Source organism: bacterium (genome assembly GCA_030685015.1).
Lineage (GTDB): Bacteria > CAIWAD01 > CAIWAD01 > CAIWAD01 > CAIWAD01 > CAIWAD01.
Genome location: JAUXWS010000100.1, coordinates 67,584 through 85,609 on the forward strand (window position 1 = coordinate 67,584; position 18,026 = coordinate 85,609).

Annotated in this window: 19 protein-coding genes and 1 pseudogene; 9 read left to right on the plus strand and 11 right to left on the minus strand. The window is 61.6% G+C overall.

From position 1 onward, the window contains the following. Nucleotides 1-64: 64 nt before the first annotated feature. Genes Q8O14_14580 through Q8O14_14600 form a run of 5 tightly spaced genes read right to left on the minus strand, consistent with a single transcriptional unit; the run spans nt 65 to nt 8,500 of the window. A complete protein-coding gene (locus Q8O14_14580) occupies nt 65-379 on the minus strand; it encodes a hypothetical protein (protein MDP2361952.1) in 315 nt (104 codons plus the stop codon). Then, nucleotides 376-879, minus strand: a complete 504-nt coding sequence (locus Q8O14_14585; GenBank protein MDP2361953.1) for a hypothetical protein — start codon at nt 877-879, stop codon at nt 376-378. Before Q8O14_14585 ends, Q8O14_14580 begins: the two co-directional genes overlap by 4 nt. Before the next feature lie 8 nt (nt 880-887). Further along, nucleotides 888-5,384, minus strand: coding sequence for a phage minor head protein (locus Q8O14_14590; protein MDP2361954.1), 4,497 nt, complete (start codon nt 5,382-5,384; stop codon nt 888-890). After that, nucleotides 5,384-6,904 (minus strand): hypothetical protein, encoded by a 1,521-nt coding sequence (locus Q8O14_14595; protein MDP2361955.1) that lies wholly within the window; start codon nt 6,902-6,904, stop codon nt 5,384-5,386. The genes Q8O14_14590 and Q8O14_14595 overlap by 1 nt, the downstream gene beginning before the upstream one ends. Before the next feature lie 9 nt (nt 6,905-6,913). Next, the gene (locus Q8O14_14600) at nt 6,914-8,500 is read right to left on the minus strand and encodes a hypothetical protein (protein ID MDP2361956.1); all 1,587 of its coding nucleotides are present in this window, start codon (nt 8,498-8,500) and stop codon (nt 6,914-6,916) included. A 127-nt stretch (nt 8,501-8,627) separates the two neighbouring features. On the opposite strand from Q8O14_14600, the gene Q8O14_14605 reads away from it, so the two are divergent. The 9 genes from Q8O14_14605 (at nt 8,628) to Q8O14_14645 (ending at nt 12,886) form a co-directional block, all read left to right on the plus strand. Further along, nucleotides 8,628-9,470: a tyrosine-type recombinase/integrase gene (locus Q8O14_14605; GenBank protein MDP2361957.1), complete on the plus strand. Its 843-nt coding sequence runs from the start codon at nt 8,628-8,630 to the stop codon at nt 9,468-9,470. A 202-nt stretch (nt 9,471-9,672) separates the two neighbouring features. Further along, nucleotides 9,673-9,897, plus strand: coding sequence for a hypothetical protein (locus Q8O14_14610; protein MDP2361958.1), 225 nt, complete (start codon nt 9,673-9,675; stop codon nt 9,895-9,897). A 27-nt stretch (nt 9,898-9,924) separates the two neighbouring features. After that, nucleotides 9,925-10,317 (plus strand): hypothetical protein, encoded by a 393-nt coding sequence (locus Q8O14_14615; protein ID MDP2361959.1) that lies wholly within the window; start codon nt 9,925-9,927, stop codon nt 10,315-10,317. Between the two features lie 204 nt (nt 10,318-10,521). After that, complete coding sequence (locus tag Q8O14_14620) at nt 10,522-10,830, plus strand: hypothetical protein (protein MDP2361960.1); 309 nt, start codon at nt 10,522-10,524, stop codon at nt 10,828-10,830. Between the two features lie 59 nt (nt 10,831-10,889). After that, entirely contained in the window at nt 10,890-11,204 is a 315-nt protein-coding gene (locus Q8O14_14625; GenBank protein MDP2361961.1) for a hypothetical protein, read from the plus strand. Between the two features lie 14 nt (nt 11,205-11,218). Then, on the plus strand, nt 11,219-11,347 hold the full coding sequence (locus tag Q8O14_14630; GenBank protein ID MDP2361962.1) for a hypothetical protein: 129 nt from the start codon (nt 11,219-11,221) through the stop codon (nt 11,345-11,347). Between the two features lie 144 nt (nt 11,348-11,491). Beyond that, nucleotides 11,492-11,881 carry a hypothetical protein gene (locus Q8O14_14635; protein ID MDP2361963.1) on the plus strand — a complete coding sequence of 130 codons (390 nt, stop codon included), beginning with the start codon at nt 11,492-11,494 and terminating at the stop codon, nt 11,879-11,881. Between the two features lie 160 nt (nt 11,882-12,041). After that, nucleotides 12,042-12,626, plus strand: coding sequence for a hypothetical protein (locus Q8O14_14640; GenBank protein MDP2361964.1), 585 nt, complete (start codon nt 12,042-12,044; stop codon nt 12,624-12,626). 56 nt (nt 12,627-12,682) lie between these two features. Continuing rightward, nucleotides 12,683-12,886 (plus strand): hypothetical protein, encoded by a 204-nt coding sequence (locus tag Q8O14_14645; GenBank protein ID MDP2361965.1) that lies wholly within the window; start codon nt 12,683-12,685, stop codon nt 12,884-12,886. A gap of 190 nt (nt 12,887-13,076) precedes the next feature. Here the strand turns inward: Q8O14_14645 and Q8O14_14650 are convergent, their stop codons facing one another. The 6 genes and pseudogenes from Q8O14_14650 to Q8O14_14675 all read right to left on the minus strand — a co-directional run bounded on the left by Q8O14_14650 (nt 13,077) and on the right by Q8O14_14675 (nt 17,861). Next, nucleotides 13,077-13,466 (minus strand): hypothetical protein, encoded by a 390-nt coding sequence (locus tag Q8O14_14650; protein MDP2361966.1) that lies wholly within the window; start codon nt 13,464-13,466, stop codon nt 13,077-13,079. After that, a complete protein-coding gene (locus tag Q8O14_14655; protein MDP2361967.1) occupies nt 13,459-14,010 on the minus strand; it encodes a hypothetical protein in 552 nt (183 codons plus the stop codon). The genes Q8O14_14650 and Q8O14_14655 overlap by 8 nt, the downstream gene beginning before the upstream one ends. A gap of 290 nt (nt 14,011-14,300) precedes the next feature. Then, a pseudogene (locus Q8O14_14660) lies at nt 14,301-14,402 on the minus strand (very short patch repair endonuclease). Nucleotides 14,403-14,431: 29 nt separating this feature from the next. Beyond that, nucleotides 14,432-15,364 (minus strand): DUF4928 family protein, encoded by a 933-nt coding sequence (locus tag Q8O14_14665; protein ID MDP2361968.1) that lies wholly within the window; start codon nt 15,362-15,364, stop codon nt 14,432-14,434. Then, nucleotides 15,364-16,512, minus strand: coding sequence for a DNA cytosine methyltransferase (locus tag Q8O14_14670; protein MDP2361969.1), 1,149 nt, complete (start codon nt 16,510-16,512; stop codon nt 15,364-15,366). Before Q8O14_14670 ends, Q8O14_14665 begins: the two co-directional genes overlap by 1 nt. Nucleotides 16,513-17,192: 680 nt before the next feature. Then, entirely contained in the window at nt 17,193-17,861 is a 669-nt protein-coding gene (locus Q8O14_14675; protein MDP2361970.1) for a hypothetical protein, read from the minus strand. Between the last annotated feature and the right edge of the window lie 165 nt (nt 17,862-18,026).

Here is an 18,026-nt window from a genome sequence, read left to right on the forward strand (position 1 = left end):
GGGATACGATGCCTCGTCCGAGAGGATAGGTCAAGACGGGCGAGCAGAAAAAGGTGGGGTAGGACTATTTATTTGTGACTGCCGCTTCCATTCGGCGGAAAAAGGCTACGTAATCGTCAACATCCTCTTCATGGATTTCGCTTGCGGACCTGAAGTAACCCAGGTTCCCCTGCCAATATTCGAAAGCCTCTCGGGACAACAGCTTCTGCCCCTGCTCCATCATGACGTTGATGAGGTCGGATGGCTTCTTCTCGTCCTCGGGGAAAGCGGGGTCAAACACATAATCCAGACTACCGTCCTGAGTGATCCACGCCCCAATGGGCTGCTTGCGCGTGGAGTCCGGGTCGAACTCGAACACGTAAAACCAGATGACCTTCATCGGCTCATCTCCCCTGTCGACCGCAGGTTTTCCGCCCACTCGGCCGCTTGCTGGTCCAGCAGCGCCTTGAGGGCCTCATCACCACCCAGGTCCTTCACCGCGGCATCCCAGGCCCTGTAGGTCGCCTCCTGCCGCTCGTCCAAGCTGTGCGGATCATTCGTGCACAGCAGGAAGCGCTTGTCGCCGTCCACTTCGCGCAGCCAGCAGGACTGCCGCAGACGCTCGGTCACCTCGCCTCGAAAGACATGCACGGGATGCCCGGCATTGAGCATGTCCAACACGCTCATCTCAGCAAAGAGAATGGTGTAGCGCCAAGAGCGCACCTCGCCTGTGTGACGATCGAAAAGGGGCGAGGCCTCCAGCACGCGTATGCCTGCGGCCGGGAGATCAATACGGTCCACCCCTTCATCAAAATACACCACCACCGTGGCGCCATACCCCGCCATCAGGGAATCGCAATAAGCCTGGAAGGCCAATCGCTCCGGTTCTTGGATGCTCATCTGCTCCCTCACTGGTAGAGCACCTTCACAACGTCCTCGACCCGCCGGCCATCCGGCAAGACGGTGATGCCATGTTTCTTAAAGACGGCGACGACTCTTGCCTTGATGCCGTTGTCTCCCACCAAAATGGAGTCCATGTCCTCCAGCAAGGGCACCGCCCCCTTGATGATGGTCTCGTTGCCGGTGTAACGAGCCACCTGTTTCAGCGTATCGAGGTTCGTGATGCGGTTCTTCCGCACGAAGTCCCCCACCACATTGCCGTAATGGTCTGTGTTATAGCTAATAACATCGGCACGACGTAGAAGGTCGACCTTAAAACGTATTGAGTTAGCTTGGCTGTCCGTGGCGTGTTTGATGCGCGTGAAGAAGTAGCTCGCCCCGCCCGTGTTCATGTCCTGGCCCGGACTCATGCCACCGATGGGCACGCCCGTGCTGAAGCGATCGGCGGTCGGGATGAAGGAGCGGTTGGTCGGCAGCACGGCCTCCAGGAAGTCCTCCACGGAGCCCTTCGTCATGCCGTGCATGAGCACGTAGCCTTCCATTTCCTTGGCCAGCGTCTCTTTTGACACATCGAAACGGTACTGCACGCGCATGCCGGCACCGGCTTGACCGCCCGTCGTCGACGCCTGATAGACCCCGGCCGGATTGTAATCCGGCAATTTGGTCACGTCCTGCACGCCCAAGTGCCGGCTCCAGGCCTCGCGCCAGATGCGCACGGCCGACTCGGTGGTAGCCTTCCTGGCTTCTTCCGCCGCGGCCAGGAAGGCCGGGCTGTCGTCGATCTTGGCAGCGTAGGCGACCTTCTGCAGGTACATGAGTTCCTCATCCAGGGCCGTGGCAGGAGCCGTGTCCAAACCCAAGGCCTTAAGTTTCTCCATGGCCCTGGCAACCGCGCTCTCCGACACCCCCTCGCGCACCTTGACCGACATGCGCCCCTGCATGGCAAAGCTCTTGCCACTCGACCTGCCCGTCCCCTGGAAGGGCTTGTAGACGGCCTCCACGCCATCGCCCAGGTCGACGTGATACTCCACCAGCTTGTCATTGAGGCTTGAGTAAAACTGTGAGAGGGGCACTCGCTCGGTCTCGACCGCCAGCTCACGCCCCCGCGCGATCATGCGATCCTCAGTCCACCGCTCGCTGGTCTTCACGTGCAGGCCTTTCCCCTTCACGGGGTCCACGACACCCTTCTGCAGGGCCTTCAACTCCACAGCCGAAGGCGCGTAGGGCTTCACTACCGGAAGCTTCGTCGCCGTGCCGCCCATGGAGGCCTCCACGGCGTGCGAGATCTCGTCCAGGGTCTTCAGGTACTGCTGGGCCATGGCGCGCTCGATGAGCTTGCTCCCATTCGCCAGCCGCGTGAGAACAGGTCGCAGGTCCTCCGCTGCGCGCAGTGTCGACGTATTGAAGCCCAGGTCGCTCGCGTGCGAGTTGGCCGTCTTAACTGCTGCCAGGATGGTGTCCCAGAATTCGTCCTTCACCACCAGTGCCTTCGGGACCTCACCGACGATATTCACCTTCAGGAGTTTCACAAGGCGCTTATCGGCCGCCAAGCGTAGCTTGAACTGCAGGATGGTCTGCTTCTCGCCGTCAGCGCCCAGGACCTGGCGGACGAGAACGTTCTGGTCCTCGATGTCGCCCTTGTCCACGGGCAGCGATCGCCCTTGCCAGCCTGACTCCCGGATGGCCACCACTTCCTGCTTCAGGTCAATTCGACTTCCATGCGCCCACGCGCCCCCTGCCTCTGCACCCGGTGTCGCCGCGGGCGCCGACGGGACTTCCCCAAACCGGAAGACCACCTTCTTGCCCGTTCGCGCCGTTTCAATCTGGCTGTAGAACTTCTCGAAGTCCGCCTGCAGGTTGTTCTTTCTGGCGATGGCCTCCCGAAGGAAGTCCTCCAGGGCACCAGATTTCCCAGCGAAGCGCCGTCCGGCGTAGGGCAAGAGCATCTCGCGGTAGGCCGCGTCCGAGATCCCCTGCGCCTTGCGGATCCACCGCCCGGTCTCGCGCAAGTCCAGCTTCACCTTCCCGTCACGGTAGGCCTGCATCAGGGTGTTGTAAATGGGCTCGCCCGCGTTGAAGGGCTTGTTCGGGTAGTAATCGAGGGAGAGCTTGTCCTTGCCCAGAAACTTGTAGAGCTGCCCCTTGTCGATTCCAAAAACGTGGCCGTCCTGGGCACGCAGGTACTGCCCAACGTGGCCGTCGTGATTGGAGATCAGCCAATCCACAACGTGCTCGCGCTGCAGCTGGGCCAGCTCCGCTTGCTCCAGCGTTGCCAAGTCGATGTCCGCGTAGCTGCTGGGCTTCCTCAGTCCCGTCTTCATCTTCTGGATCGACCCGGCGCGCGTCCGGCCGTGCATGTCCTTCAGCTCGATGAAGCGGACCTCGACCGTGTCCGGATCCACCTCGCGCGCCAGGCGGTAGGCCACCTCGTCACCCCAGGCCCGGAACTCCTCAGAGATCGGCTTGAACAGCCAACGATCGCCAGCCTGATCACGATAGAAGTACTTGGTGTGCGCGCCGCCCAGCTCGCTGGCGTCCTTCTCGAAGGTGAACGGGTTCTGGGCCTTCAACTCAGCCCAGGCCTCGTCCGCGCTGCGCGCCTGGACGGCCGGGCTTGCCGCAGGGGCGGGCGCAGGGGCTGGCTTTGGGGCAGGGGCGTGTGTCGGGGCCACGTGCTTCGGGGTAGGCGCTGTGGGCGGGACAGGCGCCGCGGACGGCGTAACCTTCTTGAGCTTCGCTGCGTCCTTGGCCGCCACCACCTTGGCCGCCACCTGCTCGGCGATCTTCGGCTGCAGGGGCTTCTGGGTCAGGTACGTGACGGACTCGGCCTTCGTGAACCACTGGAAGTTCTTGACCTTCGCAGCCTTCAAGACATCACGCAGCACCGCCTGGCTATTGAGCTCCACCTTGAACGCGAAGACGTCTTGAGCCTTCGACAGGTAGCCGCCCAGGTCCGCCGCCTGCTGCGGACCCAGCAGATCCAAGTTTCCGTGGACCTGAGCCAGGAGCTTGTCCATCTGGACGTGGAAGGCTTCGAACTGGGCCGGGTCCGATTCCAGTGCCTTCAACTGGGCCAGCCCCGAATGGAAATCCGCCACGGCCTGGTTGGCCTTCACCAGTTTTGCAGCGGCTTCATCCGCAGCCTTCTTGGCCGCCTTCGCTGCGTCCTCTGCCTGTTTCAGCGCCGCCAGCTTTCCCGCGTCCGTGGCATGATCCGCCTTGTAGATGGCCGCCAGCAGCTCGTCCTTCGTCTTCAAGGCGCCGATCTTGTACTTCTTGAACCAAACATCCAACTCGTTCATGGTGTGGCCGGCCAGCCACTCCTCACTCTGGCCCGTCATCTCGGATAGGAAAACGATCCGATCCGCCTTCGTGCGGGCCACGGACACGCCCTTCTCTTTGGCCACCTCGCGCAGCTGGGCACTGGTGAGCTTCCCGTAGTCGCCACTCTTCAGCGCCTCCTGGACCACCCCCTGCCCCAGGGCATCGCCGGCGATCTTGGTCTCAAGGGTCCCCAGGTCCGTGATGCCGGAAAGGTCCAAAGCCCCAGGCACGTGCGTGCAGCGGCAAGCGGGATGCAGGGGCTGGCTTGGAAGATCGACAAGTGAGTATTCCTTGCCGTCCAGGGGCTCGCAGTCGGGGCACATGCGCTCGTCGCCGGCGGTCAGCCAGATCACCTTGGTGACACCGATCTTCTGCTCAAACTTCACCGCGCCCTGGTTGTAGGCGCGCATGGTTTCGCTTCGCGCAATCAGCTCGGCGCGCTGCTGCACGGTCTTGAAGACCGTCTTGCCCGCTGCGCGAAACTCCGCCGGATCCTTCACGATGCCGCCGATGCGACGGGCAATCTTGGCCGGCCCCTCGCCCTGCGCCAGGCCCACCTGCACAGCGCTCTTGATGCCCCCCACCAGATCGTCCGAGAGCTTGCCCAGAAGCTGCACCTGGTAGCCAGAGAGGAAGTCGAAGGCGTTTGCCGGAAAGAGAGAGAAGGCCCCGTCCGCCAGGGCCTCGCGGCCGGCCTGGCCCAAGGCCTGGTAGCCGCCCACCTTCAGGGCACCGAGTTTGGCCAGCGTGCCCTCGATGCCGGTCTTGGCCATGTCCCCGGTCATGCCCTGATAGGCGAGGGTCAGGTCCTGCTTGAGCTTGGCGCCGGCCACGGCCAGGTTCTTCTCCATGGCCTTCAGCCGGGAGAGCTGGACGAGCTTCCCACCCTGCCGATCGGGCGCGAACTGCGTGAGGTCGCCCAGCGCCAGGATCTCGGCTTTGACAGACTTGGCCGCCGTATCAAGGTGCGACAGGCTGGCCTTGAGGAGGTCATCGGAATACGCGCCGACCTTGGCCAGGCTCTCGGCCGTGGCGGTCTCGATGGCCTGCTTCTGGGAGAGGGCAAAGGCCGTCAGCGCCCGGCTGCCCTGGACAAGCAGAAGCGCCTCCGCCTGCAGGAGGAGGTCACCCACCGGCAGCGGGAAACGCGGCCGGCCACAGGTGCAGGCGGATGCATGCATCAGGCCGCCGCGGCGTCTTCAGCATCAAGCTGGGCAGCGCGTTCCAGGGCCACCACCCGGGCCCGCTGCAGGAGGATCTGGTCCATCTGGTCGTACAGGCCCGCCACGTCCCCCGGCTGGGCGGCCGGCGCGCCCTCCGCGGGCTTCGCTTCCGGCGCGCCCTTCAATCGCTCGGCCAGGTTCAGCAGGTAGAAGACCTGGTCGTGGGTGAGCATCTCCTGCTGGGCCAGGCCGACGATGTCACCAGGGGCCAGGGGCGCGATCACGCGCTTGGACTCCCGCGCCGACTGCGCCTGCTCGATGTCGGGCGAGAGGCCCATCATCGCCTGCAGGCTGCGCACGCTGATCAGGCCGCGATCGTAGAGGTCCACCAGCACCTTGCGCTGGTCGGCGCCGGCGGACAGGTCGATCTCCGGGAAGGCGATGTGCAGGCTCTCGCCCTCTGTGCCGCGCATGGCCAGCCAGTCGTCCAGCACCCATTGCAGCATCTCGCGCGCGATGTCACGCAGATCCGAGAGCATGAGCTGGATCTTGGCGAAGCCCAGGCTGGCGGTTGAGAAGTTGGCCCCGTCGCCCGAAACCAAGGCGCGCGTAAATCCCATGGCGACGATGATGTCGCTCTTGGACTCCTTCACCTTCTCCTCGGTCTTCAGCGTCTCGCCCTCGGCGCCGTAGGTGTCGATGGTCACGTAGAACGGCACCACCGCGCCCTGGCGGGCGTTCATCGAGTCGAAGAGCTTCTTGATGTCCTTCAGCATCGAGGCCTTGGGCATCACCACCGTCTTGCCGAACTGGCCGCCCACCTTGATCAGCCGGACAGGCATGGCCCAGCGCTTGGCGATGGCGCGCTCGGCGCGCCGGTAGTCCCGGAGCAGCTCGATGGACTCGAAGGCCGGCAGCACCATGCTGGTGCCGTGGTCGGCGAAGTCTGGGGCATCCCATAGCCAGCGCCGGAACTGCTCCAGGGCCACGGGCTGATGGTCGGCCGCCTGCCCCGAGTCCGTCAGGGTGAAGGACCGCACCTGGGTCAGCTCGCCGTCCTTCACCGTCGTCTCCAGGAGCAAGGGGTTCAGGACCTTCACGCGGGCGAAGTCCTGGAAGAGGGGCTTGCCGTCATCGGTCTTGCCCTGCTCCTTGCCGCCGTACTCCTTGAAGGCCGCGGCCTCGCCCTTGGTCAAGAGCTGCAGGAGCTCGTCCTTCAGCCATCGCTTCAGCTTCAGCCGCTTCTTCAGGGCGTCCACGTCCTTCTGCAAGTCTTCGCTCGACGCCAGGATGGTGAAGTCCTCGCCGATGGCCAGGGTACGCCAGGCGTTGATGCAGTTGTTGATGATCGGTTCCTGCTGGTAGTACTCCCAGGCCTTGGCGCCGCGATCATGCCAGGTCTTGGCGATGCCGTCGCTCTCCGTTTCGCTGGAGAACGCATCCAGCGCCGCCGCCTGGGTCTGCATCTCCTCGCCCACCTCCAGCACGCTGTCCGCAGACTGGCCACGCTTAAGGGTGCCGGATCCAAACAGCTTCATGGGGTCCTCCTAGTCGAACACGTGCTCCGTCAAGACGGGCATGACAAAGTCCGCCTCCTCGCTCATCCCGTCATCCACCAGCTGCTTCAGGAGCTCGCGCTCCTTCCGGAGCACGGCCGTCCGCGTCGAGTCAATGATGTGGTCGTTGCCCTTGCTGTAGACCAGCCGGCCGGCGTGGGTCTGGCTGTACGTATGCGTGCAGAACTGGTCTTCCCAGTCGAGGTCCACGTCGCCGGCCGGGAAGAGAATGGTCCTGGCAGCCAGGCGCCCGTTGATCAGGCTGGTCATGTATTCCTTGATCCGCCGGTCCTTCGGACGCCCCTGCGGATCGTAGCCCGTGGTCAGGCTGCCCCCGAAGTCGTAGGTCTCCAGGCGATGGGCGAACTGGTGGCTCTCGTAGCGGTCCTCGGTGGTCAGGATGTGCTCGACGGCCAGGCCGTTGGATCCGGCGTCGAAGCCCAGGCCGGCGAAGTCGTAGTGGTCATCGAGGATGGCGATCATCGCCGCCTGGTAGGTGTAGGGCATGCGCTCGTTGTGAACGCGCAGGACCGGCAGCAGGCGGCCGCGCTCATCCTCTTGCCAGACCGTCAGCTCGCTGGGGTCGTTGGTGTAGCCCAAGTCGCCGCCCATCCAATACGTGCCGCGGGCCTCGCCGTCCAATCCCAGCACGCCCTCCAGCCGGCTGAAGGCCTCGTCCACCGAGTGGATGGCGCTGAACTCCTCGCCGTCGATCCGGACCACGCGGTAGAGCTTTTCCAGCTTGCGCTGGCAGTCCCGGAACTGGCGCAGGTTGAAGGCTGCGTAGCTCGGCGCGCCATGCTCGCCCGCCACCTCGTGCTGGAAGCCCGCCGTGTCCTTGCCGCCATAGAACTTGGCGGAGCTCTCGGTCTCAGCTTGAGAATGGCCGGGCACGATCCAGCTGGGCCAGTGGTAGATCTTCCAGCCGTTAGCCGGCTGCGTGATCTTGAAGTACGTCGTATTCCTGAGGCCGTTTGGATTGGAGTAGGCGCGCATCTGGCCACCGCGGTTGAGCACGCCCCTGAGCGCCCGCCAGGCGGGCTCCGGGTACCAGGCTGCCTCGTCCACCAGCACCTTGTCGCAGTGCAGGCTGCGCACGCTCTTGCCCGTCGGGCCGGCGGGCCGGACGTAGATGATCGTGCCGTTCTTCCAGGTCATCTGGTAGTAGGGCTTGTGCGTGATCTTATGCCGGCCATTGTGGTCAATGGCCACCATCTCCATCAGGAACTCGCTGTTCTGCAGGTGGGCCTCCACCTCCTCGATGATCTTGTTGCAATGGCCGTCGTTGGGCGCCGTCACCAGCATGCGCCCGTTCCGGGCCGTCACGCCGTAGTGCAGAACTTGCACGACGATGTCCACGGTCTTGCCCACCGCGCGACCGTCCTGGTGGACGATCTGGAGGGACGGATCCCGCACGTCCTCCACCTGGTGGGGCCAGAGGGCCATGGGCTTGCCCGACTCCGGGCCGTCGAGCTGGGAGAGGAAGCCGGCCGCAAAGGCGACGGGGTCAAACAGAACCTGGGCGAAGGAGATCTCGTCCTGGGTGAGCTTGGCCGGCTGGGGTTTACGAAGTGCCATCACCTTGCTTCTCAAGAGGTTCCGACTTGACTTCCCGGACATTCCTACGCAGACTTACGGCCGAGAGAGAGCCGGGCAGACACTCCATGCCCACCCGGCCATCTGAAACGACACACAAGGAGGACCCATGCACCCCCGCTTCTCCGACTTCGCGGAGCACCTGAAAGCCCGGCGACTCGCCCCCAACACCCTCACGCCCTACCTCTCCGAGCTCAAGCGCCTGGACAAGTACCTGGACGCGGAAGGGATCCTGCTTGAGGACTTCACCCTGCAGCAGGCTACACACTACCTCGTCCGAGAGGGAAGGTCAAGTCATACCGCACGCCGAACGCTGACCGTGGTGAATCAATTCCTGTCTTGGGCCGGGCACCCCCTGGCCGCCGAGCTGGGCGCCATGCGCCAGCCGCGGGCCTACACCCCCGCGCCCGACTACCTGAGTGACGCCGAGGAAGCCGCCCTGCGCAAAACGCTGAAGGCCCGGACGGACCTCAAGTGCCAGGCCCGGGACCGCGCCCTCTTCTGCCTGATGCTGGACACGGGCATCCGCGTCGCTGAAGTGGCCCGGATGACCGTGGGCGACGTGAACCTGGACGAGAAGATGATCCGGCTGGTGGCCAAGGGCGACAAGAAGCGGACGCGCTTCGTGCCCGTGGAAACGCGGGATCTGCTGAAACGGATTGTGGGCAGCCGGCCGGCAGAGGAGCCGTTGTTCCTGACCTGGAAGGAACGCGCCATTTGCGATCGGCACATCCGGCGCCTGCTGAATCAATGGGCCGAGCTGGCCGGCATCACCCGGCCCGTCCACCCGCACCTCTTGCGGCACACCTTCGCCACCAGCCTGCTCCGAAAGACCAACAACCTGCGGCTCGTCCAGGTGGCCCTCGATCACGAGAGCCCCAAGACGACGGCCATCTACTCCCACGTGGCCGACGAGGAACTCCGGGCCGCCATCGAGAGCCGGCGGGATTGATGCTTATGCCCTGTCCGCTGCTGGGGTCCTAGCGGTAAACCCCAGCGCAAAGCCCTGTTCTGCAGGGCTTTCTTTTGTTTTTTGGCTATCGGATGTCTTTGAGTGTTTTAGGCTTACCAAATAGTCCGAAACTTTCTCATCTTTAACTTGACTTCGCAAGGTGCCGATGCGTAGTTATGCCCAACACAAAGGGAGAGACACCATGGCGACCAAGACCAACACCCCGAACGCCGAAGGCTACACGCCCCGCCCCCTGGCACGCTTCCGCAACCCGGCGCTTGCCGCCTCCTTCGCCGCAAGGACGATCAAGGCCTCGCGCCTCTTCATGGGCGACATCGACGAGGACGGCGAGAACGGCGAATACTGGGTGGTCACCATGGCCGAGGGCGAGCGCCTGCTGGCCGCCGGATACGAAGAACTCCGCTAAACCAAACGCCAACAAGGAGATAGACTCATGACGAAGATGACGCGCAAACACCTGATCAACATGCTGGGCGAAGACGACGCGGCTTTCATGCAGGGATTCAAAACCCAGATCCTCCTGCTCATGGCGACGGACAAGCTCGACACGACGCAGCTTGCCCAGGGCGAGATGGCCAACCGCGGCCTTGGCGCGAACGGCGAGTGGATTGGCTTCCCCGCCGCTGCAAAGCTCTGGGCCGCCCCAGCAAACGACTCTCCCCTGGAGATTGAAGATGACCACCTGGAAGCGCTGGCCCGGATTCACATGGGCATCGAGACCCTCAAAGAACGCCGGATGGACGCGCTCGACTTCCACGAGGTGGGCGTGCTGCAGCTGAAGGACGCCCTGCGCGCCGCCTTCGAACTTGGCCGGGCCAGCAAGTAACCACCAACGCTTCCCGCCTCAAGCGCCCCCGAAAGGGGCGCTTCTCGTTTTAACTGGACTAGCCATCCTTTTGACCATTTTAGCCTTATCAAACGGTCCAAATCTTTCTCATCTTTAACTTGACTTCGCAAGGTGCCGATGCGTAGTTATGCCCAACAAGAGGGGGCAAGCACAACGCAGGCCCCAGGGCAAGGAGACACGGACATGCTGCTCACCGACCTGATCGCCAAGCTGGAAGAACTGGCCCAAGACCACCCGGACGCCGAGGTCAGACTCATGAACCAGAGCAACTGGCCCTTCGAGTACAGTATCTGCGGGGTCGCATCCTCCAGCGACATCGCCGAAGAGGAAACCGAAGCCGCCCGCGAACGTGCCATGGGACGAGAGATGGGCGACGAGGACGAGGACGGCCCGCTCAAGGACCCGGAAGCCAAGCCCGAGGTCATCTACCTGGTCGAAGGCAGCCAGCTCGGCTACGGCAACAAGGCAGCCTGGAACGTCTGCGACCGCTAAACACTGGACGCGCCTGGGCGCCCCGCACGCGCCCAGGCCTCACCACGAGGGAGACCACCATGCTCAACCACGACTCAAAAGAACAAGCCGCCTGCTGGATGTTCTACAACTACCGCAGCTGCGCCCTGGGCGTGGTCTACAGGTACGAGAACGGCCGCTGGGGATTCGCCACCTGGGGATCGCCCATCGAGCAGCAGATCCGCGCCCAGCTGGCACCAGGGAAAATCGGCAGCGCCACCATCAATGCCGACTCGCCCAGCGCCTTCCTCATCACCGAATGCACGTACTACAACAGCACGCTGATTGAGGCCTGCAACTACGCCACGGCCCCCACAACGCACGCGCGCCAACCACGCCGCGCCCGCACAGCCTAACCCTGGAGCACCCCATGAACACCAAGACCACGCCCAACACGCCCCTGGCCACCGGCCTCTACCTGCTGGGACGCGCCCTCACCCAGGCCGAGACGCTGCAAAGCACGCTGAAGCAGGCCCATGCACAGCTTGGCGCCGACTAGCGCTTCCGGCACGACATGGGCAACATCCAGGCCCAGATCGACGCCCTGAAGGATGCCATCCAGGACGCCGCGGCCCACGCCGAGATGGCCCGCGACGAAACCCCGACCGCCTGACCACCAGCAACTGCAAAACGGGAGCACCCCATGGAAACCCAAACCGCCACCGCTCAAACCGCTACCGAGCCCAAGACCTACCACGAGGCCCGGACCCGCTGTCTGGGAAACGACGCGGCCGCCCTGGCCATGCTGCGCGACGAGCCCTGGCTGCCCGACCTCGTCGCACGCCGGCGCGCCCTCACCGCCGAGAGCTTCCGGCTGGCCGCCAAGTGGAACATGGGCCGGCACCTCTTCTCCGGCGCCAGCTGCGCCTCGACAACCCTCTCCACCGACGGCCGCCTGGTCGAGTTCATCGCCACCGAGGTCACGCCGACCTGGGTGAAAGGCTTCGCCTGCGACCAGCACGGGACCGCCCGGATGGCCTTCATGGTCAGCCTGCCCTCCTGGCAAACCGAGCTGGTGGACAACGAGAACTAGCCAGCATCACGCGCCAAGCATCACTAGGCCCCGCAAGGGGCCTTTCGCTATTCGCGCCAACCTATAACTTGTTTTCTAAGGTCCGATTCTTTTTCATCTTTATCTTGACTTCGCAAAGTCCGGATGCGTAGTTATGCCCAACAAAAAGGGAGACAGACCAATGACGACCAAGACCAACACCCAGAACAACACAGACACACAGAACGCCACGCCGCTGCAGACCCTGCTGGCGGAACTGGCTGAAGCAAAGCGCCTGTATCTGGAAGCCGACCTTGCCTTCCGCAACATCATCAGGGCTGGATTGGCGGACCACTGCCGGCAGGAGGCGGAGCACGCGGAAGACGCCCACAACCAGCTTCGCGCAAAGGAGCACCAGGTCCACGACTCCTTCGCCGACCTGGTCCAGGCTGGCGACCCGGTCACCCGCAGCGGCTACAGCGACTGCCACGCTGGCTACGTCTTCCAGATCAACAAGACGCGCACCAAGCTCGCCATGCAGGACGGCGACGCCCGGCTGCTGAACGGTGCCAACTCCGGCGAGCCCGACGCCCTGGTCTTCTCGCCCGGCGGATTCTGCGGACACACCAGCGGCACCCAGCGCTGGGAGATCAAGCCCAGCGACCTCGCCCGGGTGACCGTCTTCACCCTGCGCAAGAACGGCCGGTGGATCGAGACTGGATCCACGCTCAAGCAAGGGCACCCGCTCTGCGCCGGACACCACCACCACCACGACTTCAACTTCTAAACCCAGCCCACGCCTGGCGCCGGCCGCAAGGCCGGCCCGGGCCAAAGGAGAGCATCATGTACCAGAAGGCAATCGAAGAAGAACTCGCGCGGCAGGGCCGGATCGGCACCAACCCCCGCTGGGTCGAAGGCTGGATGCGACTCGAGTGCGGCACCCTCGCGATGGGCCGGGTAAAACGCGCATCAATTGACATGAGGTGGTGTATCAGTTTTGGATCAGCAGAGGAGAGGGAAAGTGTGTCAGTTTTCAATCGGCATTGACATGCCAGGTCGGCACCGCCGGCCCGTGACCCTCGATAGGTGTTTGGTGCAGTATCCGTCCTGCGCCAGTCCGTGAAACCAAGTCGGGATTCGCCCAACGCCTTCATCTCAAAGAACCGAAGAATTGTCGGAAGGAATCTCTGCGCCTACTTGACTCTGGAGACCTCATAAGTGTTAGGCGATATAATTTTTATCTGTTTGGCATCAATCTAACAAGGTCACCAACTTGTGCTTCATTAAATGGAAGTTCTTCCTTCTTCAACTCTGTCTCTTCGAAATCCCCAACCGCCCAAGCCATAGACCCTAACCCAGTTTTTCTCTTTGTTGTAACCGGCGTGGATTGTATCATGTCAGATTCAATTGTACTTATTTTCTGCTGCACATGGATCGCCCTTCCTGTGCCTCTTACGATTTCAACAGTTTCTAATTCTTCTCCTGTATCTGGATCAGTTATCATTTCACCAAGCGTATAAATCAAGAATTTTTGACCTTTAGATATTTTATGGTCTGATCCAACATTTACGATCACTTGATATGGCGAAACTATTTTCACCACCTTTGGGTTGAGACTATCAGACATGAGATCCTCCCTGAACTGTTGTGTTTAGATTATCTGCAGTAACTTCAGGTGTAGCAAAGAGCAGAGCTTTCCTGGAGTCTTCTTCGAAATACTTCCGAAGTTTCGAATCTTGTATATTACCAACAGGCACTGCTTGTACTTCACTGAAATTCGAATCCAATACTCGAGCTATTAATACTGGCTGTCTTGCTCCAGAGCTCTGACAAAATAGCGTGATTAGCTGTCCAGTTCTAATATTTTGATTCGGCTGAAAAACAATAAGCGTTAAACCTGCGTTAAGTCCGTCACCTTTAATATAGCTCACCGCCTTTATTTTCGGAAATGATTCTTTAAACAGCGAATATGCGAATGAAATACATTTTGCTATTATTGAAATTAACAATAAAACGCAAACGAGATATAATGTGTGATTTATTGTCCACCAAGAGAACTCGCGATGAGCAATAATTGCGCTCGCGAGTCCTAGCCCAGTGAAGGCAATATGAAATAGCTTCCATTTTTGAAAAATGAGCCTTAGCGTAAAAGCAAGAGTGTCTTTATCCATCTTGATATGTCCTCTATCTCTTAATCTGCTGATCGCCTAACGGTGGCTTCAGCCGCGCAGCGCTTGGCGCGGCGCTTGCCTTTGTCCTCTTGAAAGTCTTTCAGCACCAGCAGCAAGCGCCGTGACAGGCGCAAAGTCGGCTGCAAGCATTGATACTCATAGAGGTCTCCTCCCTGCGCGCATCGCCCGATACACGCGGAGTAACAACATCCCGAAAGGAGGAGACCATGCGCTTCTACACGGGCCAGCATCGCTTCACCTGCGGAGTCGACTTGCACGCCAGCACCATCCGGCAGATCCCGACGATGGAGGCGATAGCGAAACCCCATGCCATGCACCAACCGACGAACAATAAGTTCGGGCCCCGTGTCGCGCGACTTCACAGCGCGCATGATTCGGCTGCGCTGCTCCGGCGACTCGGTCACTTGTGAATCTCAACCTTCAAACTTGGATCGGTTTCGACCTCTTCCACGATCTCGTTGTAGCGTGTCACAAGGTCGCTTACTGCAACTCGTCGACCATCCGCTGCGAACTTGCCCAGCTCATACAGGTTGAGTGCCACAAACTGTTCGACCTCAAAGACGTCAATTCGCTCGCCAAGATTTGCATTCTCAGCTAAAACCTCGATGGCAGTAAGACCACGGGCCATCGTTACGATAATTGGTCGGAAACCATCATTGATGTTGTCGCGGCAACGCTCAATGACAGCCTCGCCTGGCGAAGTCGTGACGTGGATTGCCACGTCGCCTAAGAAGAAATCGCCAGCTCTGCCGGATTGGGCGTCTGAGGTCGAAAAGCTGTTATGCTTGAATGAGCCGCTACCCATAGCACAGTCAAGCTTAGCACCGACCAAGTGTTGCAGCACCGCTCCGGCATACTGCATACCCGGATTGCTCTTCTGGCGCTCTTCGGCTTGGGCAATGACGTCTCGAACCAAAGTGCGAAGACTGCGCGAGGCGTCAAGTCGAATCTTGAAAGGCTTGGCAGCAAAGAACGCGTGAACGCGCTCAATCCAGTAGGCCTCAATCAAATCCAGATCTACTTCACCTTGCTTGGCCACGCCATTGAGGAATCCTACGTAGTCGCGCATGTTGCTAAGGCTGCCACGGCTCGTACGACCGCCTTCAGCCGCGAGCACGCGATCGATTCCATGCTTCACCAGAACAGCTTGGACCGGCGATTTACCCAGGCCAAGCACCTGACCTCCGCCTTCAGTGAGCAGCTTCTCGGGATCAAGTGGAAAGCCTAACTTGCGCGCATGCTGAGTGACAACGAGCGCCACGCATAGCGACCCCTTCTGACCAAATCTTCGATCTTTGCTGAAATTGTGTAGTGCATCAAGTAGATCCGTCATTATGCGGCCTTTTTCTCTTCATCTACCACAGCTGCCAACAATGGCTCAAGTATGTTTTCTGCCAAGAACCGAACCACAGGGACGGCTACTCCATCGCCTGCAAGATGATATGCCTCGTTATAGCTACCTGGAATGATGTAGGATTCAGGAAGGCCCATAAGGCGCACAGCTTCACGCGGCGAAAGCAATCTTGAGCGAATGTGCTTGCCGTCGATGAGCATTATTATCTGCCGACTTGAACCACCCGTCGGCGTGCGCAGGCAGCCAGCCACATTATCGAATCTGATCTCAGCACGCTGCATCTTCTCCCCATCTGGTCCATCTGCGCGAGTTCGCTTGTAGATTGTGCCTACCACACGATGGCCGGCCATCTTGGCCGCCTTAACCTTCAATTGGTTGAGGGGATTCATTAAGGCGAGCAGTTTTTTCGTTTCAGCCCCTGTGTGCCATGTGACTCCCTGTGGGTCTTCTTCCACCAAGTCCGCAAAAATCGATGTGCGAACTGGGGGAGATGGTAGACGCCACCAGATCCAAGAATCCTGCGATCGCTTAGACAGTTTGCCATAGGATTCGATTAACACCGAAGAGTGCCAATCCAAACTGGGCGCTTCTGCGACGAGAGCGGGAGGAACAGGAATCGACTTATGCACTCCAACAATGAAAAGTCGTGGCCGAGATTGTGGGAGAAAATGCGCCGCATCAATGACCATTGCTCCAAATCGATAATCAGCTCCAGCAATTGCGGCGCAGATGGCGGCAAAGTCTTTCCCATCATGAGAGCTAATTGCACCGACAACGTTCTCTAGCGCAATAACGTGGGGGGCTCGGTTTTCGGCAACCAACGATTTGATGAGCTTCCAAAAAGGCCAAAATGTACCGGAACGCTCGCCACTAAGCCCCGCCCCAGCGCCAGCCAGTGAGAGGTCTTGGCATGGAAAAGATGCCCACGCTAAGTTCGCATGGCCTGGAAGATCTACCGTTGTGAGCTTTGCGACGTCGCCAATTTTCAGGTCATCACTGCCCCAATTCGCAACGTAGCTGATCGCTTTTTTCAGATCAAAGTCGTTGGAAAACGAGCACTCCCAGCCTTCTCCAAGGCCAGCGCGCGCCATGCCTCCGCCGGCGAAAAACTCATAGAAACTGCGCATTTGACTTTTCTCCCCGCTGCGGGCTCAATGTAACACAGGCGTGCCCATGCAAGGTGTACTTCTCGGCCCAGTAGGAAATACCAGGCGCGCGCGGAAGGACCCCTTTCAGCCGGGGTGCCCCGGCGGGGCATACCGCTTTCCCCCAGACCACCCCCCCCCGCCGGCCGCCAGGTGCCTGTTGGCCGCCAAGGGGAAGCGCCCAGCGACGCCCGCCCCGCCAAGCCCGCGCCCCGGGCACAACCTGCCGCTTCCAGCGCACGCGCAGCCGGATCCCCGCCGGCCAGCTTGCCGGCCAGGCCTGCCCTCGGGCACGCCGTGCTCGCGCCCGCCCCGCACGCGCCCGCCAAAGGCCCGCGTCCCGCCCGCTGTGCCCCGATCCGCCCCAAGCCCGGCCCGTCCACGCCTGGCGGGGCACGCGCCGGCGACAGCCCGCCAGGTGCCTGCTCTCGACCAGGCCCACCAGGCCCGCGGCGCCTGGCGGATTCACTTATAAGTTAACCCGGCCAGGCCGGGCCGGCGTTCCGGGCCAGGCTGAAACGTCCGATAACAGCGAATCTCGGACCTTTGCCTGCGCACCTGGCATGCTATCCCTTTGACTATCAAAAGCCGCCTCGTACAGGGGCGGCATGATCTCGGACATGATTTTGCAGTTTTCGCCCCACGCCAGGCCCAGGGCCCCGTCAATCCCCGAAGGGATCCGGCGACTCGTCCCCGTCCTGGCCCACTTCCATGCAGGCGCCTGGCCGGCCCATGGCCTCCACGCCCAGCCCACGCGGCGCACCGCCGGCCTGTAAGGCCTTCAGCTGGCCAGGGGTCAGCACGCCCCGCACGCGCTCCAACAAGGCGCCCACGCCCGCGGCTGCCGCCAACGCGCCCAAGCCCGCTCCCTTGCCCTTGTCTCCTCCGCCCTGCTCCTTGGGCGTCGCCTTCAAGTTGCGCAGGTGCCTGTCCACAATCTTGGACAGGAAGTCCATGGCCTTGGGGTCCAGCGCCGCGCCGTCGTAGAGCAGGCGCACGTAGGCCGCGCCGGCCACCAGTATCTGGCGCAGGTCCGCGCCCGTGTTCAGCCCGGCGTAGTCCCGGTAGACCTCAGCGACGTAGCCCTCCAGGGCCCGCTGCCGGTCCTTCTCTTTGGCGAAGACCTCCGGCACGACCACGCCAGGCGGCAGCTCGACCTTGGCCTCCAGGTCGCCGGCCGTCACGTCCTGGTGGTGTTGGCAGCGCAGTCCCGGCGCAACCACCAGAGCCTGGCAGATCCTGCCGCCATCCAGCTCCTTGCCGCAGCGCGGCGCCGTCACGATCGGGCTATCCCGCCCGCCGGTGTCGACCTTTCGCGGATCCCGCTTCATCGCCCCTCCCCTGGTTTCGGCCCCGGACCCGGCTGCCAAAGCTGGGGCCGGGATCTCACGCAGACAATATCCTGCAATTGTGCCCGTGCGTTGACCGTTGTGGATCCGGCCTGTGCCATCCACATAGCGGATACACAAACCGCCCTCTCACACTTCGATCAATCA

Excerpts from the sequence above, each read along its gene's own strand:
- Q8O14_14580 (MDP2361952.1), bottom strand. The coding sequence starts at position 379 with ATGAAGGTCATCTGGTTTTACGTGTTCGAGTTCGACCCGGACTCCACG.
- Q8O14_14585 (MDP2361953.1), bottom strand. The coding sequence starts at position 879 with ATGAGCATCCAAGAACCGGAGCGATTGGCCTTCCAGGCTTATTGCGAT.
- Q8O14_14590 (MDP2361954.1), bottom strand. The coding sequence starts at position 5,384 with ATGCATGCATCCGCCTGCACCTGTGGCCGGCCGCGTTTCCCGCTGCCG.
- Q8O14_14595 (MDP2361955.1), bottom strand. The coding sequence starts at position 6,904 with ATGAAGCTGTTTGGATCCGGCACCCTTAAGCGTGGCCAGTCTGCGGAC.
- Q8O14_14600 (MDP2361956.1), bottom strand. The coding sequence starts at position 8,500 with ATGGCACTTCGTAAACCCCAGCCGGCCAAGCTCACCCAGGACGAGATC.
- Q8O14_14605 (MDP2361957.1), top strand. The coding sequence starts at position 8,628 with ATGCACCCCCGCTTCTCCGACTTCGCGGAGCACCTGAAAGCCCGGCGA.
- Q8O14_14610 (MDP2361958.1), top strand. The coding sequence starts at position 9,673 with ATGGCGACCAAGACCAACACCCCGAACGCCGAAGGCTACACGCCCCGC.
- Q8O14_14615 (MDP2361959.1), top strand. The coding sequence starts at position 9,925 with ATGACGAAGATGACGCGCAAACACCTGATCAACATGCTGGGCGAAGAC.
- Q8O14_14620 (MDP2361960.1), top strand. The coding sequence starts at position 10,522 with ATGCTGCTCACCGACCTGATCGCCAAGCTGGAAGAACTGGCCCAAGAC.
- Q8O14_14625 (MDP2361961.1), top strand. The coding sequence starts at position 10,890 with ATGCTCAACCACGACTCAAAAGAACAAGCCGCCTGCTGGATGTTCTAC.
- Q8O14_14630 (MDP2361962.1), top strand. The coding sequence starts at position 11,219 with ATGAACACCAAGACCACGCCCAACACGCCCCTGGCCACCGGCCTCTAC.
- Q8O14_14635 (MDP2361963.1), top strand. The coding sequence starts at position 11,492 with ATGGAAACCCAAACCGCCACCGCTCAAACCGCTACCGAGCCCAAGACC.
- Q8O14_14640 (MDP2361964.1), top strand. The coding sequence starts at position 12,042 with ATGACGACCAAGACCAACACCCAGAACAACACAGACACACAGAACGCC.
- Q8O14_14645 (MDP2361965.1), top strand. The coding sequence starts at position 12,683 with ATGTACCAGAAGGCAATCGAAGAAGAACTCGCGCGGCAGGGCCGGATC.
- Q8O14_14650 (MDP2361966.1), bottom strand. The coding sequence starts at position 13,466 with ATGTCTGATAGTCTCAACCCAAAGGTGGTGAAAATAGTTTCGCCATAT.
- Q8O14_14655 (MDP2361967.1), bottom strand. The coding sequence starts at position 14,010 with ATGGATAAAGACACTCTTGCTTTTACGCTAAGGCTCATTTTTCAAAAA.
- Q8O14_14665 (MDP2361968.1), bottom strand. The coding sequence starts at position 15,364 with ATGACGGATCTACTTGATGCACTACACAATTTCAGCAAAGATCGAAGA.
- Q8O14_14670 (MDP2361969.1), bottom strand. The coding sequence starts at position 16,512 with ATGCGCAGTTTCTATGAGTTTTTCGCCGGCGGAGGCATGGCGCGCGCT.
- Q8O14_14675 (MDP2361970.1), bottom strand. The coding sequence starts at position 17,861 with ATGAAGCGGGATCCGCGAAAGGTCGACACCGGCGGGCGGGATAGCCCG.